General features: G+C 53.9%; 24 protein-coding genes. 15 read left to right on the plus strand and 9 right to left on the minus strand.

Annotation, left to right across the window (positions count from 1 at the left end):
• Window positions 1-43 precede the first annotated feature (43 nt).
• From K9N21_10065 to K9N21_10075, 3 genes are all read left to right on the plus strand, one after another.
• A complete protein-coding gene (locus K9N21_10065) occupies window positions 44-367 on the plus strand; it encodes a hypothetical protein (GenBank protein ID MCF8144253.1) in 324 nt (107 codons plus the stop codon).
• Between the two features lie 129 nt (window positions 368-496).
• Window positions 497-1,147 (plus strand): MBL fold metallo-hydrolase, encoded by a 651-nt coding sequence (locus K9N21_10070; protein MCF8144254.1) that lies wholly within the window; start codon window positions 497-499, stop codon window positions 1,145-1,147.
• Between the two features lie 87 nt (window positions 1,148-1,234).
• The gene (locus K9N21_10075) at window positions 1,235-1,933 is read left to right on the plus strand and encodes a class I SAM-dependent methyltransferase (protein MCF8144255.1); all 699 of its coding nucleotides are present in this window, start codon (window positions 1,235-1,237) and stop codon (window positions 1,931-1,933) included.
• Window positions 1,934-1,962: 29 nt separating this feature from the next.
• Here K9N21_10075 and K9N21_10080 read toward each other — a convergent pair whose 3' ends face one another.
• Window positions 1,963-2,241: an alpha/beta hydrolase gene (locus K9N21_10080; GenBank protein ID MCF8144256.1), complete on the minus strand. Its 279-nt coding sequence runs from the start codon at window positions 2,239-2,241 to the stop codon at window positions 1,963-1,965.
• A gap of 238 nt (window positions 2,242-2,479) precedes the next feature.
• On the opposite strand from K9N21_10080, the gene K9N21_10085 reads away from it, so the two are divergent.
• Window positions 2,480-3,859, plus strand: coding sequence for a fibronectin type III domain-containing protein (locus tag K9N21_10085; protein ID MCF8144257.1), 1,380 nt, complete (start codon window positions 2,480-2,482; stop codon window positions 3,857-3,859).
• Between the two features lie 312 nt (window positions 3,860-4,171).
• Here the strand turns inward: K9N21_10085 and K9N21_10090 are convergent, their stop codons facing one another.
• The 8 genes from K9N21_10090 to cimA form a co-directional block, all read right to left on the minus strand.
• Window positions 4,172-5,233: a 3-isopropylmalate dehydrogenase gene (locus K9N21_10090; GenBank protein ID MCF8144258.1), complete on the minus strand. Its 1,062-nt coding sequence runs from the start codon at window positions 5,231-5,233 to the stop codon at window positions 4,172-4,174.
• Window positions 5,230-6,306, minus strand: coding sequence for a ketol-acid reductoisomerase (gene ilvC / locus K9N21_10095; protein MCF8144259.1), 1,077 nt, complete (start codon window positions 6,304-6,306; stop codon window positions 5,230-5,232). Before ilvC ends, K9N21_10090 begins: the two co-directional genes overlap by 4 nt.
• Before the next feature lie 12 nt (window positions 6,307-6,318).
• Window positions 6,319-6,816 carry an acetolactate synthase small subunit gene (gene ilvN / locus K9N21_10100; GenBank protein MCF8144260.1) on the minus strand — a complete coding sequence of 166 codons (498 nt, stop codon included), beginning with the start codon at window positions 6,814-6,816 and terminating at the stop codon, window positions 6,319-6,321.
• A gap of 48 nt (window positions 6,817-6,864) precedes the next feature.
• On the minus strand, window positions 6,865-8,550 hold the full coding sequence (ilvB, locus tag K9N21_10105) for a biosynthetic-type acetolactate synthase large subunit (GenBank protein ID MCF8144261.1): 1,686 nt from the start codon (window positions 8,548-8,550) through the stop codon (window positions 6,865-6,867).
• 206 nt (window positions 8,551-8,756) lie between these two features.
• Entirely contained in the window at window positions 8,757-9,269 is a 513-nt protein-coding gene (locus K9N21_10110; GenBank protein MCF8144262.1) for a 3-isopropylmalate dehydratase small subunit, read from the minus strand.
• A gap of 205 nt (window positions 9,270-9,474) precedes the next feature.
• Window positions 9,475-10,734, minus strand: coding sequence for a 3-isopropylmalate dehydratase large subunit (gene leuC / locus K9N21_10115; protein ID MCF8144263.1), 1,260 nt, complete (start codon window positions 10,732-10,734; stop codon window positions 9,475-9,477).
• Window positions 10,735-10,935: 201 nt separating this feature from the next.
• A complete protein-coding gene (locus K9N21_10120; protein MCF8144264.1) occupies window positions 10,936-12,480 on the minus strand; it encodes a 2-isopropylmalate synthase in 1,545 nt (514 codons plus the stop codon).
• Between the two features lie 144 nt (window positions 12,481-12,624).
• On the minus strand, window positions 12,625-14,202 hold the full coding sequence (cimA, locus tag K9N21_10125; GenBank protein ID MCF8144265.1) for a citramalate synthase: 1,578 nt from the start codon (window positions 14,200-14,202) through the stop codon (window positions 12,625-12,627).
• 726 nt (window positions 14,203-14,928) lie between these two features.
• Between cimA and K9N21_10130 the strand changes: the two genes are divergently transcribed.
• The 11 genes from K9N21_10130 to K9N21_10180 all read left to right on the plus strand — a co-directional run bounded on the left by K9N21_10130 (window position 14,929) and on the right by K9N21_10180 (window position 26,380).
• The gene (locus K9N21_10130) at window positions 14,929-15,474 is read left to right on the plus strand and encodes a shikimate kinase (GenBank protein ID MCF8144266.1); all 546 of its coding nucleotides are present in this window, start codon (window positions 14,929-14,931) and stop codon (window positions 15,472-15,474) included.
• Between the two features lies 1 nt (window position 15,475).
• Window positions 15,476-16,528 (plus strand): chorismate synthase, encoded by a 1,053-nt coding sequence (gene aroC, locus K9N21_10135; protein MCF8144267.1) that lies wholly within the window; start codon window positions 15,476-15,478, stop codon window positions 16,526-16,528.
• A gap of 252 nt (window positions 16,529-16,780) precedes the next feature.
• Window positions 16,781-17,635 carry a 3-deoxy-7-phosphoheptulonate synthase gene (aroF, locus tag K9N21_10140; GenBank protein MCF8144268.1) on the plus strand — a complete coding sequence of 285 codons (855 nt, stop codon included), beginning with the start codon at window positions 16,781-16,783 and terminating at the stop codon, window positions 17,633-17,635.
• Window positions 17,632-18,675 carry a 3-dehydroquinate synthase gene (gene aroB, locus K9N21_10145; protein ID MCF8144269.1) on the plus strand — a complete coding sequence of 348 codons (1,044 nt, stop codon included), beginning with the start codon at window positions 17,632-17,634 and terminating at the stop codon, window positions 18,673-18,675. The genes aroF and aroB overlap by 4 nt, the downstream gene beginning before the upstream one ends.
• A 400-nt stretch (window positions 18,676-19,075) precedes the next feature.
• Window positions 19,076-20,131 carry a prephenate dehydratase gene (pheA, locus tag K9N21_10150; protein MCF8144270.1) on the plus strand — a complete coding sequence of 352 codons (1,056 nt, stop codon included), beginning with the start codon at window positions 19,076-19,078 and terminating at the stop codon, window positions 20,129-20,131.
• Complete coding sequence (locus K9N21_10155; protein ID MCF8144271.1) at window positions 20,128-20,901, plus strand: prephenate dehydrogenase/arogenate dehydrogenase family protein; 774 nt, start codon at window positions 20,128-20,130, stop codon at window positions 20,899-20,901. Before pheA ends, K9N21_10155 begins: the two co-directional genes overlap by 4 nt.
• Before the next feature lie 57 nt (window positions 20,902-20,958).
• On the plus strand, window positions 20,959-21,798 hold the full coding sequence (locus K9N21_10160; GenBank protein ID MCF8144272.1) for a shikimate dehydrogenase: 840 nt from the start codon (window positions 20,959-20,961) through the stop codon (window positions 21,796-21,798).
• Window positions 21,795-23,075, plus strand: a complete 1,281-nt coding sequence (gene aroA, locus K9N21_10165) for a 3-phosphoshikimate 1-carboxyvinyltransferase (protein ID MCF8144273.1) — start codon at window positions 21,795-21,797, stop codon at window positions 23,073-23,075. The genes K9N21_10160 and aroA overlap by 4 nt, the downstream gene beginning before the upstream one ends.
• Window positions 23,076-23,380: 305 nt before the next feature.
• Entirely contained in the window at window positions 23,381-23,770 is a 390-nt protein-coding gene (locus K9N21_10170; GenBank protein ID MCF8144274.1) for a DUF4398 domain-containing protein, read from the plus strand.
• Window positions 23,771-23,808: 38 nt separating this feature from the next.
• On the plus strand, window positions 23,809-24,762 hold the full coding sequence (locus tag K9N21_10175) for an OmpA family protein (protein ID MCF8144275.1): 954 nt from the start codon (window positions 23,809-23,811) through the stop codon (window positions 24,760-24,762).
• A 370-nt stretch (window positions 24,763-25,132) separates the two neighbouring features.
• Complete coding sequence (locus tag K9N21_10180) at window positions 25,133-26,380, plus strand: MFS transporter (protein MCF8144276.1); 1,248 nt, start codon at window positions 25,133-25,135, stop codon at window positions 26,378-26,380.
• Window positions 26,381-26,577 lie beyond the last annotated feature (197 nt).

Consider the following 26,577-nt stretch of genomic DNA (forward strand, 5'->3'; position numbering starts at 1 on the left):
AGATCTTTGGGCGTTTCTTGATCTAAAAAGGAATTATCAGTCAATGGGTTCTTTTGTTGCAAGAATAGTATTCTACCTGATATTCGGGTTAATCATCTCCGAGACAATCAGGGAATTCAACAAACTCTTCAGCCTGGCCCTGAATCCTTACATGGCTATTATTCCAGCCGTCCTCATATACATATTTCAAGAACTATTGATCAAAGAAGAAAGAACCAATGATAAGGCGATCCCAATGAATACGCCCATGGAACCAAAACTCCATAAAGTCTTTTATTTCATGGCCTGGATTCTTGTAACAAGCTTTTTCCTTGGCATCTTATTTATTTGGGCAGGAACGGTATACAAACAGATCAAAGGAGCTTAGGCAAAGGAATCTTCCTGTCTAAGAAACCTGGTCCGGCCATCCATGCTCGTGAGGCAGGAATGAAGGAGTGAGGTGCCTGGAAAGCGAAAAGGCGAGGAAAGGAGAGTTGAAGAAATGGCACAGGAGATCATCATCAGGCAGATTCCCATAGGGGATTTTGAGGTGTTCACCTATGTGGTGACCTGTCCCGAGACGCGAGAGGCGACCATCATGGATCCTGCCGGAGAGCCAGAGAAGATCCTTTCAGCCTTGTCTGCCGAGGACCTGAAAGCCAGGTTCATCCTAAATACACATGGACATGCAGACCATATCCTTGGAAATGAGGCACTGAAAGAGGCCCTTGCGGTTCCTGTATGCCTGCATCGTGCAGATATGGACTTCTTTTGCAGTCCGGCCATCAAAGAGAGGATTAAGAAGGAATTGGGGCTTGCCTGTGAGGCCGTGGCAGACATACCTCTGGAGGACGGTCAGACCCTCACCCTGGGTAATCTGGAAATCAAGGTCATTCACACCCCTGGTCACACCCCTGGTTCCTGTTGCTTCCTCACTGAGGGGAATCTGTTCACGGGCGACACCCTGTTCGTAGGCGCAGCCGGAAGGACAGATCTGACCGGTGGATCCCTTGATACGCTTCTCGCCTCCATTCGGGACAAACTGCTGGTCCTCCCACCGGACACAGTGATCTGGCCGGGCCATGATTATGGAGAGAGTCCCACGTCAACGATAGGGAGGGAAATGGAGGAGAACGTCTATATAACGGAATTTATACTGGATGAGTAAGGGAAACCAACGGGCGGGCAAGGCCCTTCGAAACTGTTCGGCAGGCGTGAATACAGGTATGGATTTATCCCTTTACCTGATACAAAAATGCCTTTCCCAAATAAATCTAAAACGATACTCAAAAAAATGCCTACAACAACGTTTAAGACCGTCAGCGAAGAAGAAATCCAGAGGATTAACAGGCTTCAACGAAAGTTGTTTGATGACTTTTACCACCTTTTTGAGCCCCCTTTACCTGAGGGTGTACCTGAGCGGCTCGAGAAAATCATATCCTGCGGCAAAATCGCCGAGGGGGACACCGTCCTTGATGTGGGATCTGGCACGGGAATTTTGATTGCGATCATTCAGAAATACAAGCCCAGTTGCATTTATGCGTGCGATCTCTCAGACGATATGCTGAAGCAATTGAAAGAAAACTATTCCTCCGTGAAAACCATTTTGGCCGATGTTCGGGATCTGAGGCTGCCGGACCAATGTATTGATGTAGTCTTCATCAATGCCTGTTATCCAAACATTGTAGACAAAGCAGGGGCTTTCTCAAACATCAGCAGGATGATGAAGCGCAAAGGACGCCTCGTGATCAGCCATCCTCTGGGCAAGGCATTTATCTCTTCACTAAAAGCCAGTATGCCATTCGCCCTTGATGATTTCCCGGAAGAGCCGAAAGCATCTGCTTTACTAAAGTCCTTTGGGTTTGAAATAGAGACTTTCATTGACGAGCCCAAACTCTACATTCTGGTTGCCTTGAAACGCAGGCTCAGGGAGCCGGTTAAGGAGGCCAAATAAAAAAGCAAGATATGAATGATATAACCAGGTTAAGGCCGTTGGTGCAGAGGGTGATCCTGCAGGAAGGAAAGCAGTTCTCGGGCCAGGCGATCCGGGGCCTCTATAGCGGTCACATGCCCTATGCCTTCAATAACGACATGCCGGTTATCTGGAATGGCGCTGGCCATGATTCTGGCCGGCTCAATAAACAGATCGTCCTTTTCGCCAAGCAGGATTAGAACGGGGCAGGTGATCTTCGCCAATCTGTCCACCTGCAGATCCGGATCCTGGTAAAACGACCGGACAAATGCCGCTTCTTCAACCCCCATTCCAGACTGTTTCTGTTGCCGTAATGCTCCCAGGCCTTGAGGCACACCAGAAACAAGATGCCTCAATTAGGCCGAGACATGAGGCCATTGATCAGGTACGCATTCTTCGGTCTTATGAGGAAAAAATGGTCTTGACACCTCAATTCATCTCAAGATATAAGATACTTTATGTCAACCAGGTATGTGCATTCACCAACCGTTTGAACAATCATGCAGGGGACCGAAAGGAGGGTGGACAATGAGAACAAAGAAATTTGCGTTTATTGTGGCTGCTCTGGCGACAGTCTGTTTGGTAGGAGTGGCGTTTGCCGATGATCCCCCCATTCTTGGAGGTGAGGGGAATGGAAATTCACTCACAAGCCCGGTGTTATCGGTTCAGACGTTTAAATCCACGGCGTCACTGGGGTGGACCTCGGTACCTGGGGCCTCCGGATATACCCTCTCCTACGCGCCCTATCCGTACACCGGCCCTGATTCGATCAAACATATGGATGTGGGGACGAAGAGAGGCGTGGCAGTCGATCTCTCGGTGGGGTCATCATATTATGTGGCGGTTCAGGCTTATAATAATTCCGGTTCCAGCGCTTACTCCAACATTGAACGATTCACCATCTTTGGCGTCTCCTGTGTTGTGTCGACGGATGACGAAGGCACAGTGGCCGTTGCATCGGTTGGTGATGAAAATGCAGATATCGACAATGCCTTGGTCACGGTCAATGATGTGGCCCTGGCATATGGTCCTTCCCTGGAATTCCGAACCGAGAGGGGGTTCGACGTCGATGTGGTCCTGCCGATCTATTATGCAGATTTAAGCCGGTTCACGTATGGAGATTCGCTTCAGCTTACCGCCCGGATGCCTGACGGGACCATTATTTACGATCGCACCAACGTCACAATTCCGGGGAGACTCGCTCTCCTTGAGCCCAACAAGTGTCAAATAATCGCGGATAGCCAAGATGTTCCCATGCAATGGGATGTCGCAGCCGACGCTGAAGGATATGTGGCAGGTTATACGGAAGTGGACGCCTTTGACCAGGATCTGGCAGATGATGATGCGGGGTACTATGCCGCGTATGTAGATGCATCCACAACAGAGGCGACAGTCCCTTCCGCATACACCGTCATCGGCGATGCAACATTCTTTGCCAGCGCTGTTACGGGTGATACTGAAATCTTCACATCGGAAGAAGACGCCGTCGGATCGTTTTTAATCGCCACAACTTCCGATTCGGTCGATGCCAAAATAGTGGAGGCCTTTGGCAGCGAGTCCTTGCCCGTAGAGAAAGTCACAGAGGATCGGGGATCCCAGGGGCTCAGAGTCGCAAAGCAATACAGCAAGAAGATAGAAGGATACAAATTTAATATCCGCGAATGCGATCCCAATCAGATACAATCCCCGGGGACCATCTCGTTCTATTTCAAGTTGCATTCGTATAAGGCCAGCATTGCGTTTGTGGAAGCATATGATATGAATGGCAACAAATACTTCTCATGGAAAAAAGTCCGGATATTCAAGAGCAGCAAAAAATATTATCCGTCCTTCTCTGTCAGCCCCGGGACCACCGTAATTTTTGGGACACACGATGCCAGCGAGCGCGGGAAAACATACAGCTATTGAGTCGATTCTGAAAAACAGATTATTGGCGCTGAAATGCGATTCCTCATGGGATTGAATCCCTATGGGGGGAACTTGATCGTCTGATAAACTTAAGACGAACAGGCAAGAGGTTTCCATAGGAGCCTTCCAACCTTGAATGAGGCGGGCGCCGGCTTCAGATTGCCGCCGGCGCCCGCGCCTCTCTTGTGGCAATTACGAATCACTGAAATCTCCGATTGGACAGCTAACGAAAAAACCCCGACCTCCATTAGTTGAAGGAACGGGGTTTTAGGATTAAAGAAAGGATTTGATATATGGGAGTTGTGACTGATGTCAGGACAGGCAGCCCACTACCAGGTCCCCCACCTCGCTGGTGGAACAGCCCATCTTCCCGGCATCGAGGCTGGCGATCTTTTCCCTGACCACCTGTTTAATGGCGGTGAGGAGCCGTTTTGCAGCCGCATCTTCACCTAAATAGGCCAGCATCATCTGTGCGGCGCAAATCGCGGCCAAGGGATTGATCTTGCCCAGCCCCGCGTACTTGGGGGCCGAACCGCCGATCGGCTCGAACATGGCGGTCCCCTCGGGGTTGATGTTCCCGCCGGCCGCAATCCCCAGTCCCCCCTGGATGATGGCCCCGATGTCCGTGATGATATCGCCGAACAGGTTGCCGGTCACGATCATATCGAACTGTTCCGGGTTCTTGATCATCCACATACAGAGGGCGTCCACATGCTGATAATTGACGGCGACATCCGGATATTCTTTTGCTGCCTCATAAAAGACCCGGTGCCACAGATCGGATTCATAAACGAGCACATTGGTCTTGGCGCAGAGGGTGAGCTGCTTTTTCCCACCCCGTTTCCGGCAATAGTCAAAGGCGTACCGGATGCACCGCTCCACCCCCTTGCGGGTATTGACAGACTCCTGGAGAGCAATCTCATCCGGGGTCCCTTTCTTGAAAAACCCGCCCCCGCCCGCATACATCCCTTCGGAATTTTCCCTGATGACCACGAAGTCGATGTCCCCCGGCCCTTTTCCCTTGAGCGGCGTGTCAACGCCCTCAAAAAGGGCGACCGGCCGGAGATTGATGTAGAGGTCCAGTTCAAAGCGCAGTCTCAGAAGGATCTCCCTTTCCAGGATTCCGGGCGCGACGTCCGGATGACCGATGGCCCCCAGAAATACGGCGTCCATTCCCTTCAACCGGCGGATCTCATCATCGGCTACCAGTACCCCTTCCCTGAGATACCGATCGCCGCCCATATCAAAGGTGTTGAACCGGAGGTCAAAATCCGATATTCGGGATACGGCCTTCAGGGTCTTTATCCCTTCGGCCACCACCTCCGGGCCGGTGCCGTCGCCCCCGATGACCCCGATCTGATAGGATTTTCTCATGCGTCTTCTCCCTCTGCCTGGCCCTTTTTTCTGTTTTCAGGCCTCAGGGCACGGACGGCCGCCCCCGCCCGCCACATCTCGGAATCCCTGATTTCGGAAAGTTCCTTTTCAAGACCCTTACGGTAATCCGGGCGGCTGTTCGCATCGAGAACGATCCGGGTTTCTTCTCCCGACACAACGCTTTTGTAGAGTTCGTCAAAGACCGGAACCACCGCCTCCCTGAATCGTCCTTTCCAGTCCAGGGCGCCCCGCTGGGCCGTGGTGCTGCAGTTGCCGAACATCCAGTCCATTCCGTTTTCCGCCACCAGCCGGATCAGGCTCTGGGTCAACTCCTCCACGGTCTCGTTAAAGGCCTCGCTCGGGCTGTGCCCATGCTCCCGCAGGGTGGCATACTGGGCCTCCATGACGCCGGCAAGACACCCCATCAGGACGCCCCGTTCACCGGTAAGATCGCTGTAGACCTCTTTTTCAAAGGTGGTGGGGAAGAGATACCCCGATCCGATGGCGATCCCGACAGCCAGGGTCCGCTCCCGGGCCCGCCCCGTGGCGTCCTGAAAAACGGCAAAACTTGAATTGATTCCGCTGCCTGCCAGGAAATTGGACCGAACCGTACGGCCGGAGCCTTTGGGCGCCACCAGGATGACGTCCACGTCCGGGGGCGGTACCACGCCTGTCTGATCCTTATAGGTAATGGAAAACCCGTGGGAAAAATAGAGGGCATCCCCCTTACGAAGACAGCTCTTGATCTCGGGCCAGAGGGCGACCTGCGCTGCATCCGACACCAGATACTGTACAATGGTCCCCTGATCTGCCGCATCCTTGGGTGAAAACAGCGTCTTTCCAGGGACGAATCCGTCGTCCACGGCCCTCTGCCACGACCCCCCCCCTTCCCGTTGTCCCACAATGACCTTTATTCCGTTATCTATCTGATTAAGGGCCTGCCCCGGTCCCTGGACCCCGTAACCGATCACGGCCACGGTTTCATTCCTGAGCACATCCTGTGCCTTCGCGAGCGTGAACTCCTCTGAGGTGACCACCTCTTCCAACACTCCGCCAAAATCTATTTCTGCCATAACTTCCTCCTTTTATTTTTTTTCACGCGCCAGGGCAACGACCCCGGTCCTCGCGATCTCCTTGATGCCCATCGGTTTCACCAGTTTCAGGAAAGCGTTAATCTTCCCTTCGTTCCCGGTAATCTCCACCGTATAGAACTCCGATCCCACATCCACCACCCTGGATCGAAAGATATCCGCCATCCTCAGTATCTCAGCGCGATTTTCAGGCTTCGCCCGAATCTTGACCAGGGCGGTCTCGCGCTCAACATACTCCACATCGGTAAAATCCAGCACCTTGATGACATTGATCAGCTTGTTGAGCTGTTTCTTGATCTGTTCCAGGACGGCCATATCTCCCATGGCCACCAGGGTGATCCTGGAGATGACCGGATCGATTGTCTCGGAAACGCAGAGACTGTCGATATTGAATCCCCGTCCGCTGAAGAACCCGGCCACCCGTGAGAGCACGCCGGGCTGGTTGTCCACCAGCATGGAGAGGATATGCCTCTTGTCCTTCTCGTTTTTCATTGTTATTCCCTTTGTCTGATAAAAAATGGATCAGCTCTCCATTATCACTCACACCAGGAGCATATCAGTGATAGGCGCCCCTGCCGGCACCATCGGATAGACGCACTCCTCCTTCTCCACCACAAAATCCATGATCACCAGACCCGGATGGGAGAGGCCTTGCCTCAACACGGATTCCACTTCTTCCGGCCGAGATGCCCGCAGACCCATGGCGCCGTAGGCCTCAGCCAGTTTCACAAAATCCGGGGTGGCCTCCAACTCGGTATGCGCGTAACAGCGATCATAGAAGAGCTCCTGCCACTGTCTGATCATTCCGAGGCAACTGTTATTGAGCACCACAATCTTGACAGGGAGACGGTGTTGCATGGCGGTGGCCATCTCCTGGATGTTCATCTGGATGCTCCCGTCTCCTGCAATATCCACCACCAGCCTCTCGGGACAGGCGACCTGCGCGCCGATAGCAGCCGGAAAGCCGAACCCCATACACCCCAGTCCCCCGGAGGTGATAAAGCAGTTGGGCCGGTCGAACCGGTAGTACTGGGCGGCCCACATCTGGTTCTGGCCGACCTCGGTGGTAATGATGGCTTCTCCCTTGGTGATCTCACACAGCTTCTCGATCACGTACTGGGGTTTGATCACGTCCTTCTGAACATACTTGAGCGTCTTGGTCGCCTTCCATTCCCCTATCCGGTCCAGCCATGCCTTCCTCTCCTGGGACATATCCCCAAGTTCCTCTTTCTCAAGAAGGGCGTTCAGCTTCTGAAGGGTCAGCCCGCAATCCCCCACAATGGGAACCGCGACAGGGATGTTCTTACGAATAGACGTCGGATCAATATCGATATGGACAATCTTCGCCTTTGGGGCAAAGGTCTCTTCCTTCCCCGTCACCCTGTCGTCAAAACGGACCCCCACGGCGATCAGCAGGTCGCATTCGGCAGAGGACATATTGGCGCGGTAGGTCCCGTGCATGCCGATCATCCCCAGCCACAAAGGATCGCTCCCTGGAAAGGCCCCCAGGCCCATGAGTGTGCCGGCCACAGGTGCCTGGATCCTCCTTGCCAGGGCCTGCAACGCTTCCGAGGCCCTGGAAAGGATGACGCCTCCTCCGGCAAGGATCATCGGCCGCCTGGCCTCCCTTATCAGGGCCACGGCCTTGGGAAGCTGCCTGATATTGGGTTCGTATGTAGGATTATAGGACCTGAGCTCAACATTTTTTATTGAGCGATAGACCGTGCTCGCCTTGATAACATCTTTAGGCAGGTCCACCAGGACGGGCCCCGGACGTCCGGAACGCGCCACATGAAATGCCTCCTTCAGGATTCTGCCCAGATCCTCGACCTTTTTTACCAGGTAATTGTGCTTGGTGCAGGGCCGTGTGATGCCCACGATATCCACCTCCTGAAAGGCATCATTTCCGATGAGATCGGTGGGGACCTGCCCTGTCAGCACGATAATGGGGATTGAATCCATATATGCGGAGGCGATCCCGGAAATTGTATTGGTGGCCCCCGGTCCCGAGGTGACCAGACAGACCCCTATCTTTCCGGAGGCACGGGTATACCCGTCTGCTGCGTGGACCGCCCCCTGTTCGTGCCGTACGGTGATATGCCGGATATCCGTCTTGACCAGTTCATCGTAGATATCCGCTACCGCGCCCCCTGGAAAGCCGAAGATAACATCAACGCCCTCTTCCTGGAGTGTCCGTAGAATGATTTGTGCGCCGTTCAGTTTAATGATAATCCCCCCCTTTTTATTTATGATTGGTCACTGCTGATTGTTCATCTGGATGACTACAGCAGTTTCAAACCGAATCTTTACTTCTTTGTGCCTCTGTGTCTCTGTGTGAGACTCATTTTTTCACGCAGTATCATGTTAGAATCAGGCAATAGAGGCCACAGCAAAAAAATGCTTTGGCCTTTCAGGTTTCAGCTTCAAGCGTATCAAACGCCGTTCCCGTATCCATGCGTATCCATCGCCCGAATACAGGAAACCAGCCCCCCGGACTGAATGATTTTCATCATAAACTCCGGAATCGGCTTGGCAAGAAAGACCCTTCCCGTATCCGCCTCTCTGATCTCTCCCCGGAGAATATCGACGGCTATCCGGGCGCCGTCCCGGAGCATGCCCGGGGCATCCTCTGATTCCAGGACAGGGAGGCCGATATTGAAGGCGTTCCGATAAAAGATTCGCGCACAGCTTTTTGCAATGACGGCCGCGATCCCGGCCGCCTTCATGGCCCATGGGGCATGTTCTCTGGAAGACCCGCACCCGAAATTGATCCCTGCCACGGCTATATCCCCGGTCCGGACCTCTCTAACAAATTCAGGCCTCACATCCGCAAAACAGGATTTCGCCAATTCCTTCGGATCGGATATATTCAGATATCTCGCCGGAATAATCAGGTCCGTGTCCACATGGTCGCCGAACTTCCATACCCTTCCTTCTATTTTCATTCTGTTGTCACCCTCCAGTTCTAAAACGGCATAGCCGCAACCAATCCCGCCAGGCGGGACTCACACGGAGACACAGAGGCACAAAGAGTTTCTTGTCTTTACAGGGGGTTAACGGGTTAACCAATAAGCCACTCACTTGTTCAGAAGTTGCAGACATAGAACCTCAATCCCATCCACAGATTACGCAGATATCAATCGCCCAATCCTAAAGCGCATCCGGGGATGCGATGTGCCCCATGACGGCAGAGGCCGCGGCTACGGCCGGACTTGCCAGATAGACCTCGCTCTTGGGATGCCCCATACGGCCGAGAAAATTCCGGTTGCTGGTGGAAAGGGCCCGTTCCCCTTCTGCCAGGATCCCCATGTGTCCACCGAGACAGGGCCCGCAGCAGGGGGGGCCGATCACCGCCCCCGCCTCCAGGAAGGCCTCGATAATGCCTTCCTTTATGGCCTCTTTGTAAATGAACGGGGAGCCGGGAATCACGATGAACCGGGTCCCCGCCGCCGTCTTCTGCCCCTTGAGCAGGCCGGCTGCTTCCCGCAGGTCTTCCAGACGCCCGTTGGTGCACGATCCCAGAAAGACCTGATCCAAGGGAATGGCATCCAGTTTGGATACGGGTTTTACCTTGTCCGGCGAATGGGGGAGGGCCACCTGAGGCTCCATGTCGTCCACCGGAATCCGGATTTCCTGTTCATAGCCGGCATCAGGGTCGCTGTTGAAATAACGGCCGGGCCGGGCCGATCGTCCTTTCATATAGGCACTGGTGGTCTCATCCGGCGCAAAGATCCCGTTTTTGGCCCCTGCCTCAACAGCCATGTTGGCCATGGTAAATCGGTGCGACATGGAAAGCCGGTCAACCGCATCCCCGGTAAATTCCAGGGACTTGTAAACAGCGCCTTCCACCCCCAGAAGACCGAGGGTATACAAGATAAGGTCCTTCCCCCCCACCCATGGGCGGAGGCTCCCCTCATAGACGAGTCGTATGGTTGCAGGCACCTTGAGCCATGTCTTCCCCGTGGCCAGGATGGCGCCCAGGTCGGTGCTCCCCATGCCCGCTGAAAAGGCCCCGAGCGCACCGTAGGTGCAGGTATGACTGTCCGCACCGATAACTAGATCGCCCGGACAAACAAGCCCCTTTTCCGGCAGGATGACATGTTCAATCCCGGTCTCGCCCAGTTCAAAAAAATGCCGGATCCGATGCTTTCGGGCAAACTCCCGCATCAATTTCACCTGTTGGGCCGATGCGATGTCCTTGTTCGGCACAAAATGATCCTGGATCAGCGCAACCTTTTGCCGGTCAAAGACCGCATCCTTCCCCAGTTCGTTAAACACCCGAATCGCCATGGGAGCGGTAATATCATTGGCCAGGGCCAGATCCACCCGGACCTCGATCAATTCGTCCGGACTTACGCTCTCCCTCCCTGCATGTGCCGCAAGGATCTTCTCCGTAATGGTCATCGCCATGGATTGCTTTCCTCTCTTCGCATCAGATTTGCCCTATAAAAAACCACAGGTTCAGAGGTTTAAGGTTCAAAGGTCCCCGTTGCGGGGTGCCCGTTGCCGGAAAACCCCTTGCGCCTAACGCCTGCGCCTCCTCCCCTGGTTGCTTGTCACGTGTGGCTTTCAGCTTTGAGCTTTGAGATTTCGGCTCATCGCCCTCCTTTCTCACCGGAGCCCCTCGTTGGGTGACAGTCTCGGATTCTTCTTCAGATATTCCAGACGATTCAACCCGTTGATATAGGCCTTTGCGCTGGCAGTAATAATGTCCGGGTCCGCCCCCTTGCCTAAGGCTACCAATCCGTTTTCCTGCAGCCGAACGATCACCTCGCCCTGGGCATCCATCCCTCCGGTGATGGCATTAACTGAGAATCGCATCAATTTTGAGCTGCTCCCGGTCATCTTGGCGATGGTATTGAATGTGGCATCGATGGGTCCCACACCGAACCCGGCGCTCTTGACCTCCTCCCCGCTGATCCTGAGCTTGACGGTCGCCGTAGGGATCTCCACCGTACCGCTCACCACATTGAGATAGGCCAGTTCATAATGATCCGGAACGCGCAGGATCTCCTCCGCCACCAGGACCTCTATGTCTTCTTCCAGGATCTCTTTTCGTTTATCGCTCAACTCCTTAAACTTTCCGAAAAGCCGGTTCAATTCCTCGGTTGACAGCTCATAGCCCATCTGGGCCAGTTTATCCCTGAAGGCATGTCGGCCCGAATGTTTTCCTAGGACCAGGCGGTTCCTGGACAGGCCCACGGTCTCGGGCGCCATGATCTCATAGGTCATGGGGTTCTTCAAAACACCGTCCTGATGAATCCCGGCCTCATGGGCAAATGCGTTCGCCCCTACAATCGCCTTGTTGGGCTGCACCACAATACCGGTGATCAGGGAGGTAAGCCTGCTGGTGGGGTGGATCTCATTGGCATGGATGGAGGTGTTGAGGTTCACCAGATCCTTCCGGGTATGGAGGGTCATGACGACCTCCTCCAGGGAGGTGTTACCGGCGCGCTCGCCGATGCCGTTTACGGTAACCTCTGCCTGGCGCGCCCCGGCCCGGATTCCAGCCAGGGTATTGGCCGTGGCCAGTCCCAGGTCATTGTGGCAGTGAACGCTCAGGATGGCCTTGTGAATATTGGGCGTATGTTCTCTGACATAGGTAATCAGCGTGAAAAACTCTTCGGGAATTGCGTAGCCGACCGTGTCCGGCAGGTTGACGGTAGTGGCTCCGGCATGGATCACCGCCTCAAACACCTTGCAGAGGTAGTCCCTGTCGGACCGCGTCCCGTCTTCTGCTGAAAATTCCACATTGTCTGTGAATCCCTTTGCATATTTTACTGCATCCACGGCCTCTTGAATCACCTGATCCCGATCCATATTCAATTTGTGCTTCAAGTGGATGTCCGAGGTAGCAATAAAGGTGTGGATCCGCGGGTTGGCGCCGTCGCGGATAGCCTCCCATGCCCTGTCGATATCATTTCTGGATGTCCTGGCAAGGGCGGTTACCTGGACATTTCGGACCTTGTTCGCGATCATCCGGACCGATTCGAAATCGCCCGGGGATGAGGCGGGAAACCCTGCCTCCAGGACGTCCACCCCCAATTTTTCCAACTGGTTGGCCAATCTGAGCTTTTCAGCCACATTCATGCTGGCGCCCGGGGATTGTTCCCCGTCCCTCAGTGTTGTATCAAATATAACGACACGGTCTTCCATAATAGCATCTCCTTATGAATTGATTACATCGAAACCCTCTTCACGTCCTGGATCTGCAATCCCTCACAAGGACCCTCCGCAGACTGCCCGGGTTGTGAGCGTCTGCGGCGCATTCCTCCGTGGAACGACCTCTATGGTTAATCTTCATAAAACAGCTCCTGTTTCCTTGCTGAGTTTATACTGAAAGCTGTCCGCAAGGGCCTGCCAGCTCGCCTCGATGATGTTTTCCGAAACGCCGAGAGTGGACCAGATCTCCTTGGAATCCCGCGACTCGATCTGAACCCGGACCTTTGATCCGGTTCCCCAACTCCCGTCGATCACGCGAACCTTGAAATCCACGAGTCCCATTTCCCCGATCTGGGGAAAGAACTTGGTGAGGGCCTTTCTCAAGGCATTGTCCAGGGCATTTACCGGCCCATCTCCTTCTGCTGCGGTAATCTCCTCTTCATCCCCTACAGAGATCTTAATGGTGGCCTGACAGGCACTCGGGCCCAGACGGTTTTTTTCGGTGGTCACCCTGAAGGACTCCAGGGCAAAGGGCTCCCGGAACTGGCCCGTAACCTTCTTTATCATAAGTTCCAGAGATCCTTCCGCAGCATCGAACTGGTATCCCTCGTCTTCCAGTCTCTTGATCTCACTGACGATCTTCTGGCTGTCAAAACCGTTTCCCCCCAGTTTGATCTCCATCTCCCGGGCCTTGTAGGCGATGTTGCTCTTTCCGGAGAGATCCGAGACCAGGACCCTTCGCCGATTCCCCACCTGTTTCGGATCCATATGCTCATAGGCCGCCGGGTTTTTCTGAACGGCGCTGACGTGGACCCCGCCTTTATGGGCAAAGGCGCTCTGCCCCACAAAAGGCCGCTGATTCATGGGCGGCACATTGGCCACTTCACTCACATACCGGGAGAGTTCGGTGAGCTGCCTGAGCCTCTCTTCCGGGACACAGGAATACCCCATCTTTAACTGGAGATTCCCGATGACACCGATCAAATCCACATTGCCGCACCGCTCTCCATATCCGTTGATGGTCCCCTGGACCATTCGGGCGCCTGCCTCCACCGCGGCCAGTGAATTGGCCAGGGCAAGCCCGCAGTCATTATGGGCGTGGATGCCGATCGGGACCTGAAGACGCCCCGCAACATCCCTTACCATTTCCGCAATCTCCCAGGGCATTCTTCCGCCGTTGGTGTCGCAGAGCACGATGGTGTCCGCGCCCCCCTCTTCTGCGGCCTTCAATGTCTCCATGGCATAGGAAGGATTGGCCTGAACGCCGTCAAAAAAATGCTCCGCATCATAGATGACCTCCCTCCCCTCCCCTTTCAGATATGCCACGGTCTCCCGGATCATCCTCAGGTTTTCCTTCAGGGAGACCCCCAGGATCTCTGTGGCATGAAGATCCCAGCTCTTCCCGAAGAGGGTTACTGTCGCGGTTTCGGTCTTGAGGAGCGCCCGGATGTTGTCGTCATCCCGGGGGACGGTGCCGGGTCTGCATGTGCTGGAGAAGGCGGTCATTCGGGAATTCTTGAAATCAGTCCCTCTGGTCATCTCGAAAAAACGGACATCTTTTGGGTTGGAACCCGGCCATCCCCCCTCAACATAGGGGATCCCAAAGTCATCCAGTTTCTTTGCGATACGGAACTTATCTTCAGCCGTAAGATTGATGTATTCACCCTGGGTCCCATCCCGCATTGTCGTATCGTAAAGGGTAATTTGATCTTTCATAATTTTTGTCTCCAAAGAATTTTCCCAAAAAAAAATCCGTTATCAGGTTTGCCTGATAACGGATTTTAAAGAGTTTTGCTTAAATCATGTCATTATCAGGCCTGGAAATTTGAGTCTGACGACCAAAAGGAGAAGCAACAGGGAAAGGCTGATCCCTGCTGCGCTGATAATGACGATAACCTTATGCAAAAAATCGGACATGATCACAAAACCCAATCGATGGAATAATTAAAAATAAGCAAAGATTTTATTCTTTCAGATTTCACATGTCAAGATATTTTTTCAAGGCAATTCAAAAAATGGCCGCGCTTGGGTGTTTATAGGCGAAATCTAAAAAATATTTTACAGAAAATAACGAAGGGACCGAGGAAGATGTTGGGGATTCCCGCCCCTTATTGTTGCATTGCTTTATATGAGACCCCCTGCCGGACCTTTGCCAAATTTCCGAAGACTGCAATTTTGCGAAAAATATTATTTCAGCATCCTTCAATAATTTATCTTGACAAAATCGTTTGGGTGATTTACTAATTCACCACTCCATGCAGTTTGAAAGGATCAGCGACAAAAATGATTTTCAGTTATCGGTCATGGCAGAGCCTCTATTCTTATTTTTACTTTTGGGGAAGAGGTATGCCCATGTGCTGATAAGCTGATTTCTCAAGTTTCAAGGCCGTGGGTAAGCAAATTGCCCACGGCCTTTTTTTTGCTCAGGTGCAAACAGATATTATGAACATTGTCTTGATCGGTTACCGATGCAGCGGTAAGACGCGTGTGGGCAGGATATTGGCCCGGGATCTAAAAAGGCATTTCTTGGATACGGACCATCTCATTGAGGTAAAGACATGTATGCCTATCGATTCCTATGTAACTCAATACGGATGGAACGATTTCAGGAATGTGGAAAGGACGGTCATTAACGAGAGCGCCTCAAGCGACAATGTGGTCATTGCCACAGGCGGAGGCGCGGTGATGAACCATATGAACGTCCAGAAGCTGAGAAGAAATGGGTGGGTGGTGTGGCTTGACGCAGGGGCGGCGGCCATCAGGGAGAGGATGGCCCGGGCACAGCAGCTGGGACACATTCGGCCCCCGCTCTCAGAGAACGATCCTCTGGAAGAAGTGGATATAATGCTCCGTGAACGGAGAGCTGCCTATGAACAGGCCAGCGACTGGACGCTCCGTACCGACACCCGATCGCCTCAGGAGGTGGAACGGGCGATTATGAGGGCTCTCCCGCATGAACTTAGGGGCAACCCCGTGAGGACCGCTTAAGATGGCAGCAAATTCATTCGGGAAGGTATTCAGGATAACGACCTTTGGAGAATCGCACGGTAAGGGAGTCGGTGCGGTAATAGACGGCTGTCCGCCAGGCATCCCTCTCTCGGAAGATGATTTCGTCAGTGAGATGGCAAGACGAAGACCCGGTCGCACCCCTGTGGATACGCCCCGATCCGAACCGGACAGGGTGGAAATCTTCTCGGGTGTCTTTGAGGGGGTTACCGTCGGGACGCCGATTGCCCTTTTTATCCGCAATCAGGACGTAAAGAGCGCGCCTTATGAGATTCTTCGCAGACTGTTCAGGCCGGGCCACGCGGATTATACCTATTTTAAAAAATACGGTCATTTTGACTTCAGGGGCGGGGGGAGGTCTTCTGCACGCGAGACCGCCGCAAGGGTTGCCGCCGGCGTCATCGCCCAAAAAATTCTTGCGCCGGTAGAGGTACGAATTGCTGCTTACACCCTGGAGATGGGGGGCATCCGGGCAGAGCATATCGATCTCGATGCTGTCCATAAAAACCCTTTTTACTGTCCTGACGTGACTGTCGTAGACAAAATAGGAGAAGTACTTTCAAGGGCAAGGGAGGCTGGCGATTCCATAGGCGGTATTGTGGAGCTTCGAATCACCGGATGTCCTGCGGGATTGGGCGAGCCGGTATTTGATAAGCTGAGTGCGGATCTTGCCAAAGGGGTGATGTCCGTGGGCGCTGTAAAGGGGGTAGAAATCGGGGCAGGCTTCGGCGCGGCCAGGCTGAAGGGGTCTCAAAACAATGACCCGATAACGCCGACGGGTTTTGTGACGAATCATGCAGGCGGAATACTGGGGGGTATTTCAAATGGAGACGACATTGTCCTTCGCGCCGCAATCAAGCCCATTCCCTCCATTATGATGGCGCAGGAGACCATTGACAGGGAAGGCCGTCCTGCCCGGTTGAAACTGGAGGGGCGATTCGATACCTCTGCCGTTCCCCGCATAGTGCCGGTGTTAAAGGCGATGGCGGCCATTGTGCTGGTTGATCACTATCTGAGGTCGAAGTCCTTATGGTAACCGACAGGGTAACAGGAGACAGGATGTCGAAAAGAGACTGGCATAAGCTCTATTATTATTTTTTCTGGTGCACCGGTCCGCCCTTGGTCTAATGGAGTTTGTGCAAAAAAGAGACCGTGGGCTGGCAGATCGACCACGGTTTTTTTGTGCCCTTCATCATGAAAACAGGTTCAGAGGTTCAGGGTTCAAAGGTTCAAGGCTAGGGAGAGGGATAGGAATGAAACCCGCATATGCAAAAGGAGATGATTCGAGATGAACGCGCTTAGACTTGCCTCGCTGAACGGAGATCACTTGGTTCGGTCGGTCATATCGGCCGGGAATGTCCGATTCGGCGAGGATTTTGTGGTGATTGCAGGCCCTTGCAGTGTGGAGAGCGAGGAACAGACCATCAAGACCGCACAAGAGGTGAAGGCGGCGGGCGCCAATATGCTCAGGGGTGGTGCATTCAAGCCGAGGACATCGCCATACGATTTCCAGGGGCTCGGCCTTCAGGGCCTCAAGATCCTCGAAAAGGCCAAACACGCCACAGGGCTGCCGATTGTCACCGAGGTCACCGACCCGCGGGATGTGTCATGGGTGTCCGAATATGCGGATGTCCTACAGATCGGCACGCGAAACATGCAGAATTTTTCGCTCCTCAAAGAGGTTGGAAAACTCGACAAGCCTGTCCTCCTGAAAAGGGGGATGTATTCAACCCTCAAAGAATGGTTGAATTGTGCCGAGTATATCCTTGCAGCCGGAAACCCGAGTGTTATCCTTTGTGAACGGGGGATAAGGACATTTGAGACGTACACCCGAAATACCCTGGATCTCAGCATCGTCCCCTCCGTGAAGGAGACCTCCCACCTCCCCATTATTGTGGATCCCTCCCACGGAACCGGCCGGTTAAGCATTATCGAATCGATGAGTCTCGCTGCCATGGCCGCCGGGGCCGACGGCATTATGGTTGAGGTGCACTGCAGGCCGGGTGAGGCCATGTGCGACAAAGATCAGGCCATGTCGCCGGATATGTTCGGGGGACTGATGAAGAAATTGACCGTATTAGGGTCCTGCATGAACAAACTGAATGGAAAGTCACCGCATCGACTTGGAGCAGGCGAACCATGAAAGTCATCCGGGTAGACGGCCGCAGAGGTACCTCCGCCATCCTGATGGGAGAGTCGATCAGATCCATCGGTAGCTATGCGCCGTTGGAAAAGACGGTCATTATCACGGACGTGAATATCATGCGTCATTATCAAAAAGACATCCCCCCCTGTCACCTGATAGAGATCCAGAGCGGCGAAAAGGCAAAATCATTGGAGACGGTCAGAGAGATATGCCTGAAGCTCATGAAGATCGGAGCGGACCGGTCATCCTTTATTGTAGGAGTGGGTGGGGGAGTTGTTTCCGACATTACAGGCTTTGTCGCCTCCATATACATGCGGGGCGTCCCATTCGGATTCGTTTCCACCACCCTCCTGTCCCAGGTGGACGCCGGCATCGGCGGGAAAAACGGCGTCAACCTCGGCGGCTACAAGAACATGCTCGGGGTCTTTAATCAGCCGCAATTCGTTATCTGCGACCTGAATCTTCTGAAGACCCTCCCTCGAAGGGAACTCCTCTCGGGCTTCGCCGAGATCGTAAAACATGCTGTTATCGGGGACCCTGAACTGTTCTCATATCTTGAGACCAATTATGAAAGGGGAGTCTCCCTGGACCCGGAGGTGATAGAGAAACTCGTCTGTGATTCTGTGGCCGTAAAATCAGCCATTGTAAACAGGGATGAAGAAGAGGGGGGCGAGCGGCGGAAGCTCAATTTCGGACACACATTCGGCCACGCCATTGAAAAGACGACAGGCATCTCCCACGGTGAGGCGGTCGGCATCGGTATGGCCATCGCTTCAAGATTGTCCCACAAAAGGGGATATTTGACCCTTGAAACGGCGGAACGAATAGAGGCACTCATTAGGAAACTCGGGCTTCCAATCCGCTCTCACTGTGCACCCGGGGAGCTTCTTGACGCCATAAGAAAGGATAAAAAACGAAATGGGAGCAGCATCCGTTTTGTGCTCCTCAAGGCGATGGGCCACGCGGTGGTGGAAGAGATGCCGATCCATGAATTGGGAGACACAATATGCGGCGGCGCGTCGCCGATGGCGTTATGATATTTGCCGGCGTGAATCGATTCGAATGCAACTAATATTTCTGTTCTTTGATGATGAGTATGGGAGGATGGGCAGGAGCGGATCGATCCGTACGTGAATACCTTATTTCCCGGTCTTCTGTCGTGAAAGACAAGGAAATATGGCCATCCTTCCTTTGCACGCTTAGCCTGCCGTCATTCCGGCACGTTCCCGGCCGGAATCCAGAAATACGGCGGACTGGATTCCGGCTAAGGGCATGCCGGAATGACGGGACAGCACCAGCCGTCTTGGTTGCGATTATCCGCTTTAGATATTGTCCTATGATGCGATATGGGGCGGGATTTGTGAATACATACCCGCCTGCAGGCACAGCGCCTGCGAAAAACGATTATGTTCAAAAAGATGTTTAACGAGGTGAATCATGAATCTGAAAGAGATCAGGAAAAAGATCGACAGCATTGATGGGCAGATCCTGCAGCTTTTAAACAGCAGGATGGAACAGGTCCTGATAGCGAAAAAGTTCAAGACCGAGGTTGAGGACGTCAAGAGAGAAAAGGAGATCCTGGATAGAATACGAAATCGCCACTCAGGGCTCATTCACGCGGGATTTGTAGAAAAAATCTTTGACGGCATCATTCACGAAAGCAAGAGACTCCAGCGCGATCATTACGATCTCATTGCGTTTCAGGGAGAACATGGGGCTTACAGTGAAGAGGCGTCCATCCTCTGGAACAGCCGCATGGTCCCCTTTCCATGCAATACGTTCGCGGATGTCTTCGAAGGGGTTCAATCCGGACTCTACGACTATGGCATCGTTCCCGTGGAAAACACACTGGGCGGTTCCGTGGACCAGGTCAATCAACTCCTCATCCGTGTCGATCTCCATGTGGTCGGGGCCATTGAACTCCCCGTACGCCATTGTCTCCTTGCACTCCCTGAAACGGACCACAGAGAGATCCGGAGCGTCTTTTCCCATCCCCAGGCCCTTTCCCAATGCCGTCAATTCCTTGCACGGAATAAACTCGAGCCGATGCCTTATTCAGATACTGCCGGCGCCGCAAAAATGCTCGCAGAAGCACGGCCCAAGCGATCTGCAGCTATTGCGAGCCGGCTCTCCGCCCAATTGTATGACCTGGAGCTTATAAAGGAAGGCGTAGAGGACATGGAGAGGAATATGACTCGATTTCTTGTCCTGGCCAGGGAAAAGGCCGTTGGAAAGGGGGACAAATGCTCTGTTGTTTTTTCCACGGCGCACAAGGCGGGTACGCTCTTTAATGTGCTCCAGGTATTTGCGGAGAAGACAATCAACCTCACACGGATAGAGTCGATTCCCAATGAGCCCGGTGACTATGCCTTTTTCCTCGATTTCGAGGGGTCGGACCAGGACCGGCCCGTCATGGAAGCACTTAAAGAGGTCGAAAAGATGACGACCCGGTTCCGGCTGATGGGATGCTACACAGAGAGGAGGGTCCGATGAAGATACTCATACTGGGTGCCGGTCATATGGGTGCGTGGCTGGTGGAAGAGCTCTGCCTCGATCACGAAATGGCTGTTTACGACCTGGACCGAAGAAAGCTCAAATACTTCTTCAACGTTACAAGGATTCTTGAACCCTCCGAGGCAAAGGGGTTCGACCCCGAGATCCTCATTAACGCAGTGAGCATCGCCAATATCCGTGAGGCATTTGAAGATTTTCTTCCCCACCTGTCCGAGGAATGCATCCTTTCGGACATCGCCTCGGTAAAGACCGGAATACACGCGCTGTATAGGAGCCTGGGAAGGAGATTCGTCTCCACCCATCCCATGTTCGGTCCTACCTTTGCCAATATCAGGGACCTCCGAAATGAAAATGCCATCATCATCAAGGAGTCCGACGAGGAGGGAAAGGCCTTTTTCAGGAATCTCTATGAAGGGATTCGTCTCAATGTCTACGAGTACACCTTTGACGAACATGATCAGACAATCGCCTATTCCCTCTCCATCCCCTTTGCCTCAAGCATGATGTTTGCAGCCACCATGAAACAACAGGAGGCCCCCGGGACCACTTTTAGAAAACATCTCGATATTGCAAGAGGACTCTTTTCTGAGGATGATCACCTTCTTTCCGAGATCATGTTCAATCCCCACACGGTCAGGCAGATCGAGGCCATCAGTTCCAGCCTCACCTATCTGACCCACATTATCAGGGGAAGGGATTATGAAGAGATGCAGAAGTTTCTCAACCGGCTCCGGCAGAATATCCAGTAGAAACGCGACCAATATGAGGCGCAAGGCGCCAGGGGATCATCCAGCAGCGAGGAACATATGGAAAACGCTCCTGCCACAAGGGTGGATCAGTACACCGAGCTTTATGGTGTGATAGGAAACCCGGTCAGGCATTCCCTCAGCCCGGCGCTTCACAATGCCGCTTTTTCCGCGATAGGTCTCAATGCGGTCTACCTCGCCTTTGAACCCGAAGATATTGGGGCATGTGCACGGGGAATACAGGCGCTCGGCATCAGAGGGGTAAGTGTTACGACCCCCTTCAAGTCATCGGTGATCCCATATCTCAGTGAAATGGATCCCCTTGCAAAAAAGATCGGTGCGGTCAACACCATCGTGAATACAACCAACGGCCTGATGGGATATAATACCGACGCTCTCGGGGCCTTAAAAGCGCTGCAAGAAGAGATGGATCTTTTTGGAAAGCGCTGCATCCTCGTGGGAGCAGGGGGTGCGGCACGCGCCATCGGGTTCACTCTCAAAGAAAACGGGGCCACGCTATCGGTGGTCAACCGGTCCCGCCATCGCGGAGAAGGGCTTGCCCGCTCATTAGGATGCGAATTCATCCCTTTGGGGGATATTGCAGCGGCCAGTGGCGATCTCCTGATTCAGACCACGCCCGTCGGAATGTGGCCCCATGTGGATCAGTGCCCGGTCCCCGAGCGGATCTTGAAACAGGGAATGGTGGTCATGGACATCGTTTATCACCCCTCTGAGACCCGGCTCCTGAGAATGGCCAGGGCAAGGGGCTGCATCACCATCAGCGGCACCCGGATGTTGATTCATCAAGGGGCCGAACAATTCAGGCTGTGGACAGGGATTGAACCGCCGCTGTCGATTATGAATATGGCGATAAAGGAGGCCCTTCCGGGACAGAAATGACGTACATCGACCCCCCATCCAGATTAAACGCGGTGGTTCGAATACCCGGCTCCAAGAGCGTTACCCACAGGGCCGTCATAGCCGCCAGCCTGGCAAACGGGAAGAGTGTGCTCAACCATTTCCTGGAATGCGAAGACACCCTCTATACCATCAACGCCTTGCGCAAGCTGGGCGTAATGATCGCCATAGACAGGGATAGCCTGATTGTGGAGGGGCGAGGCAGATCGATCGGCACAGGTCCTTTTAGAGGAAAGCTCTATCTGGGCAATTCCGGAACCTCCTTTCGGCTCCTTCTGTCGGTGGTGGCCCTGTGCAGGGGTGAGTTTTTGATGACCGGCACAGAGAGGATGAAGCAGCGGCCGATCGGTCCTCTGGTTGCGGCCCTCAACAGTTTAGGGGTTAACGCCTCCTGCATTGAACAGGAGGGGTGTCCTCCGGTGCGCATCCGGGCCGGCGGCATCCGGGGCGGAAGGGTTTCCGTATCAGGAAATCAGAGCAGCCAGTTTCTCTCGTCCCTCCTCCTGTCAGCCCCCTATGCAGACGCTGATATCGATGTGGAGGTCACAGGACGACTGGTCTCAAGCCCATACGTGGACATGACCCTCCAGGTAATGGATCAGTTCGGGATCCGCACCCATCGGGATCATTATGGATGGTTCCAAGTCTCTTCAGGTCAGGGCTATAAAGCCCGGGAATTGACCATCCCGGGGGATGCCTCTTCCGCATCCTATTTCTGGGCCGGGGCAGCGGTCACCGGCGGGAAAATCGTCACCAGTAATATCCATCCGTATACGACCCGGCAGGGCGATATCAGGTTTCTGGAAATCTTGGAGAGGATGGGGTGTATCATCGAAAAGGCATCCGATTCTGTGACCGTTCACGGCGGGAATCTTTCAGGGATAGACGTGGATATGAGTGATCTTCCGGACATGGTCCCAACCCTGGCGGCAGTGGCGCTCTTTGCCAGGGGAAGGACGGCCATTCGAAACGTTGCCCACCTCAGGCACAAGGAGAGCGACCGGCTGAATGCCCTGGCACTCGAATGGGGCCGTATCGGGGGCCGTGTGAGAGAACTTCCGGATGGTCTCATTATCGACGGAGGCGCGCCCCTGACAGGGACTCTGACAGATCCTCACAACGATCATCGTCTGGCCATGGCTCTGTCAGTAGTGGGTTTACGGGTTCCACACCTCGACCTTCAGGATAAGGCCTGCGTGGAGAAGTCGTTCCCGGCCTTCTGGAGGCTGTGGAACCCGCTTCAATGGAACAAGGATTAATCCGCGTGAACGGTACCAACTCCTCCGCAGGGTGGGGAGAAGTCACCACCGAAGATTCCACCTCCGGATCGGCATGAGGAAATTTAAGGTTCTTACCCCATGCAAATAGGGTTTTTACCCCATTGTTGGAAGGTTGAAACACAAACATAATGTCTTCCATTGCTGGGAACCTCCTTTTCCCGCGAAGAGAGTGCGATGCTGGAAAGTATTTCAAATGATGGTCCGTGACTATCACCAGAACTGGAGAAGGAGCTTGCCGGGACTTTTTTTGTGAACGACCTGGACTAAATGAGGAGGTAAAGATCATGGGGAAAAAGAGAATGGCGGGGTCCATAGGCATCATGGCCGTATTCTTCTGGGCACTGGCCATCGGAGCGTGCGCAACCAACGGGAAGGTGCCTTCAGAGAAGATACGGAATGCCGAGCAGGCAATTGATCGGGCACGGCAGAATGGCGCGGTCGCCTATGCGCCTTTGGAGATAAGATTGGCGGAAGACAAGCTGAAAGCAGCCGAAGAGGCCATGAAAAAGGAAGAATATGAGACTGCGCGACGTCTCGCGGATGAGGCCTTTGTGGATGCCCAGGTTGCCGAACAAAAGGCCCAAGGTGCAAAATCTCTGGAAGCGGCTCAAGAGCTGCAGAAAACCGTAGACACCCTGCGTCGTGAGTTAAAGCAGAAACCAGCCACGGACTGATGATTTTCTGAGTGGAAATGTTCGAAAAGGAGATAATTATGAAAAGGATTCGTATTTTTTCGCTATCCCGCTATCCGGGATTCGCCCTGCTGATCCTCCTTGCAGTGGCTCTGACAGGATGCGCCACGACCCCCAAAGCCAATGATGCCATTGATCGGGCAGAAGCCGCCCTAAAAAGCGCACAGTCAAACCCCGATATCGTTGCCAATGCTCCTGTTGCGCTTTACGAGGCACGTCAGGCACTGGATCAGGCAAAAGAGGCTGAAGACCTCGGAGAAGCCACGCACCTGGCCTATATTGCTGAAAAAAAGGCCCAACTGGCTGCCGAGATATCTGAAACCAAAATGGCCCGGGAAAAGTTGACCCTTCTCGGACAGGAAAGAGAGCAAATCCTTCTTAAAGCAAGGGAACATGAGGCAGAACAGGCCCGCCTGAAAGCGGAGCTCGAACGCAGGCGGAGCGGGATATCACGCCAGCAGGCCCAGCAGGCCCGCCGGGAAGCTGAGATGTCACTTCAACAGGCTCGACTGGAGCGGGAAAAAGCATTAAAGGCCGAGCAGGCCGCCCAGGAACTGCAAAAGGAACTCGAAAAATTGAAGGCCAAACAGACGGACAGGGGCTACGTACTTACGCTCGGAGATATTTTATTCGAGTTCGACAAAGCCCAGCTCTTGCCAGGGGCCATGAACACTATCTATCGGTTAGCGGAATTCTTGAAAAAGTATCCGGAGCGCAAGGTCATTGTGGAAGGGCACACCGACGGCGTCGGCAGTGCGGAATATAATCTGGGTCTATCTCAGCGCCGGGCCGATTCGGTGAGAGATGCGCTCCTGCGCAGCGGGATAGGACCGGATCGGATCATTTCAAAGGGGTATGGCAAGGACTATCCGGTAGCCAGCAACGATACCGAGGCGGGACGGCAGCAGAATCGTCGTGTCGAAGTGGTTATTCTCGAAGAAAGTCAGGATCCGAGACAGCTGTTGCGTCGATAGCAGACCCATGGTGCTTTCAGGCCACAACCCACTTCAAAAACCCTTTTACCGTTCATGGCGCTTTTATTCCGAGGCCCGGCAGGCCCTCCCTTGCCGGGCTTCGGATGATCTGATTCGCTGACCCCCGCTCCCTATCTCTTTTCTGGATGACCGCACAATTGTTGTCCGCTTCTCTGAATCTGAGCCCCCCGTTTTTTCCCGAACCCGCAATATGCGGGCCCGCGTCAGGAGTTTCAGCATTGTCCTGCCATCAGAAAGAGAGGCCGCCAACGCCCGTTGCCCATCAAACTGCTTGACAGATGGAAAAATGACGACCAATGTAGGCCCCTCAGTGTGAAAGATAACATGATAACGGGCAGGATGCACATAGATGGCAAAGGTTTTCTACGGCTGGTGGATCGTTCTGGCCACGAGCCTGATTCATGTGTGGGGGGCAGGGACCTTCTATTACGGCTTTACGGCCTTTTTCAATCCGATTGTGGATGAGTTGGGCTGGAGTTATGCCGCCACCTCATTTGCCGCCTCCCTCAGAAGCATAGAGGGCGGCATCGCTTCCCCTCTTGTTGGTTTTGCAGCGGACAGATACGGCGCCCGGCGTATTCTTGTACTGGGAAGCATCCTGGGAGGACTCGGATTTATGCTCCTGAGCCGGATCCAGACCCTCTGGTCCTTTTACCTCATTTTCATATTCCTCTCAGTAGGATCGAGCCTCCTTTTCCCTGTCCCCGGCTGGACTGCCGTAGCCAATTGGTTTGTGAAGAAACGCGGCATGGCCCTGGGCACCCTCTCCGCGACCATGGGCATCGCCGGGCTGGTCATCTATCTGGTGAACTGGCTCATAGGGCTCTACGGCTGGCGGCAGACCCTGGTGATCCTGGGGATCGGCATGTGGGCGATCGGCATCCCATCGGCATTGGTTGTACGAACCCGGCCGGAACCATACGGGCTCCTGCCCGACGGTGACGAGGTCCTCCCTTTGAAACAGGGTCGATCCACCTCGACCCTGTCTCAGGAGAGTGAGGGCGAAAAGGAATTCACCGCCCGCGCAGCCCTCAAGACCCGGGCGTTCTGGATGCTGGCCATACTCGTGACCCTTTCCGCGGCCGCGCTTCACGCGGTGGTTGTGCATATCATGCCCTATCTGGTCAGCATCCATTTCAGCCGGGGAACAGCGGGGCTCACGGCATCTCTCCTCATCCTGGTGAGTGCCATGGGAAGGTTTGCCCTGGGGTGGCTCACCGGCCGGGTGGACACCCGATATCTCATGGCGTTTGCCCTCCTCCTGCAGACCCTGGGCCTGCTGGCCCTGGCCAATGTCCAGGGCCTGGGTATGGCGGCCCTTTTTGTCGGGCTGTTCGGTCCCGGGTACGGCGGCGTAATTACCCTCAGACTTACCATGCAGGCCCAATACTTTGGACGCAAGGCCTTCGGCGCCATTCAGGGAATAATGATGGCCATCATCATCATCGGGACCATGGCAAGCCCCCTCCTGTCAGGGGTTTGTTTCGACATATACGGGACCTATCGCCCGGCATGGCTGATTATGGCGCTCCTTCTTTTGATCGTCACCCCCCTCTCCATCCTGGCCAGGCCGCCGAAAATAGCGGCGGCGGCCTGATGGCGGCGACACCGCCCGATTGGCCCTTTTAACATTAACGATTTCACAAAAAGTCGGAGATTACGGATTGCGCACGATCTTAGCGAATCGGCGATCATTCGGAATTCCTAACTTCCCAAGGCGGCCTAACGGCCGCAACCTAAAAAAGGTATGGCGCAAAGCCCAAAAATTTTCCGGGCGCGCGCGGGGGTCTCTTT

Source organism: Deltaproteobacteria bacterium, assembly GCA_021737785.1.
Lineage (GTDB): Bacteria > Desulfobacterota > DSM-4660 > Desulfatiglandales > Desulfatiglandaceae > AUK324.

Bases quoted from the DNA above. Each gene is read 5' to 3' on its own strand.
- K9N21_10065 (MCF8144253.1), top strand. From the start codon at position 44: ATGGGTTCTTTTGTTGCAAGAATAGTATTCTACCTGATATTCGGGTTA.
- K9N21_10075 (MCF8144255.1), top strand. From the start codon at position 1,235: ATGCCTTTCCCAAATAAATCTAAAACGATACTCAAAAAAATGCCTACA.
- K9N21_10080 (MCF8144256.1), bottom strand. From the start codon at position 2,241: ATGGGGGTTGAAGAAGCGGCATTTGTCCGGTCGTTTTACCAGGATCCG.
- K9N21_10085 (MCF8144257.1), top strand. From the start codon at position 2,480: ATGAGAACAAAGAAATTTGCGTTTATTGTGGCTGCTCTGGCGACAGTC.
- K9N21_10090 (MCF8144258.1), bottom strand. From the start codon at position 5,233: ATGAGAAAATCCTATCAGATCGGGGTCATCGGGGGCGACGGCACCGGC.
- ilvC (MCF8144259.1), bottom strand. From the start codon at position 6,306: ATGGCAGAAATAGATTTTGGCGGAGTGTTGGAAGAGGTGGTCACCTCA.
- ilvN (MCF8144260.1), bottom strand. From the start codon at position 6,816: ATGAAAAACGAGAAGGACAAGAGGCATATCCTCTCCATGCTGGTGGAC.
- K9N21_10110 (MCF8144262.1), bottom strand. From the start codon at position 9,269: ATGAAAATAGAAGGAAGGGTATGGAAGTTCGGCGACCATGTGGACACG.
- leuC (MCF8144263.1), bottom strand. From the start codon at position 10,734: ATGGCGATGACCATTACGGAGAAGATCCTTGCGGCACATGCAGGGAGG.
- K9N21_10120 (MCF8144264.1), bottom strand. From the start codon at position 12,480: ATGGAAGACCGTGTCGTTATATTTGATACAACACTGAGGGACGGGGAA.
- cimA (MCF8144265.1), bottom strand. From the start codon at position 14,202: ATGAAAGATCAAATTACCCTTTACGATACGACAATGCGGGATGGGACC.
- K9N21_10130 (MCF8144266.1), top strand. From the start codon at position 14,929: ATGAACATTGTCTTGATCGGTTACCGATGCAGCGGTAAGACGCGTGTG.
- aroC (MCF8144267.1), top strand. From the start codon at position 15,476: ATGGCAGCAAATTCATTCGGGAAGGTATTCAGGATAACGACCTTTGGA.
- aroF (MCF8144268.1), top strand. From the start codon at position 16,781: ATGAACGCGCTTAGACTTGCCTCGCTGAACGGAGATCACTTGGTTCGG.
- aroB (MCF8144269.1), top strand. From the start codon at position 17,632: ATGAAAGTCATCCGGGTAGACGGCCGCAGAGGTACCTCCGCCATCCTG.
- pheA (MCF8144270.1), top strand. From the start codon at position 19,076: ATGAATCTGAAAGAGATCAGGAAAAAGATCGACAGCATTGATGGGCAG.
- K9N21_10155 (MCF8144271.1), top strand. From the start codon at position 20,128: ATGAAGATACTCATACTGGGTGCCGGTCATATGGGTGCGTGGCTGGTG.
- K9N21_10160 (MCF8144272.1), top strand. From the start codon at position 20,959: ATGGAAAACGCTCCTGCCACAAGGGTGGATCAGTACACCGAGCTTTAT.
- aroA (MCF8144273.1), top strand. From the start codon at position 21,795: ATGACGTACATCGACCCCCCATCCAGATTAAACGCGGTGGTTCGAATA.
- K9N21_10170 (MCF8144274.1), top strand. From the start codon at position 23,381: ATGGGGAAAAAGAGAATGGCGGGGTCCATAGGCATCATGGCCGTATTC.
- K9N21_10175 (MCF8144275.1), top strand. From the start codon at position 23,809: ATGAAAAGGATTCGTATTTTTTCGCTATCCCGCTATCCGGGATTCGCC.
- K9N21_10180 (MCF8144276.1), top strand. From the start codon at position 25,133: ATGGCAAAGGTTTTCTACGGCTGGTGGATCGTTCTGGCCACGAGCCTG.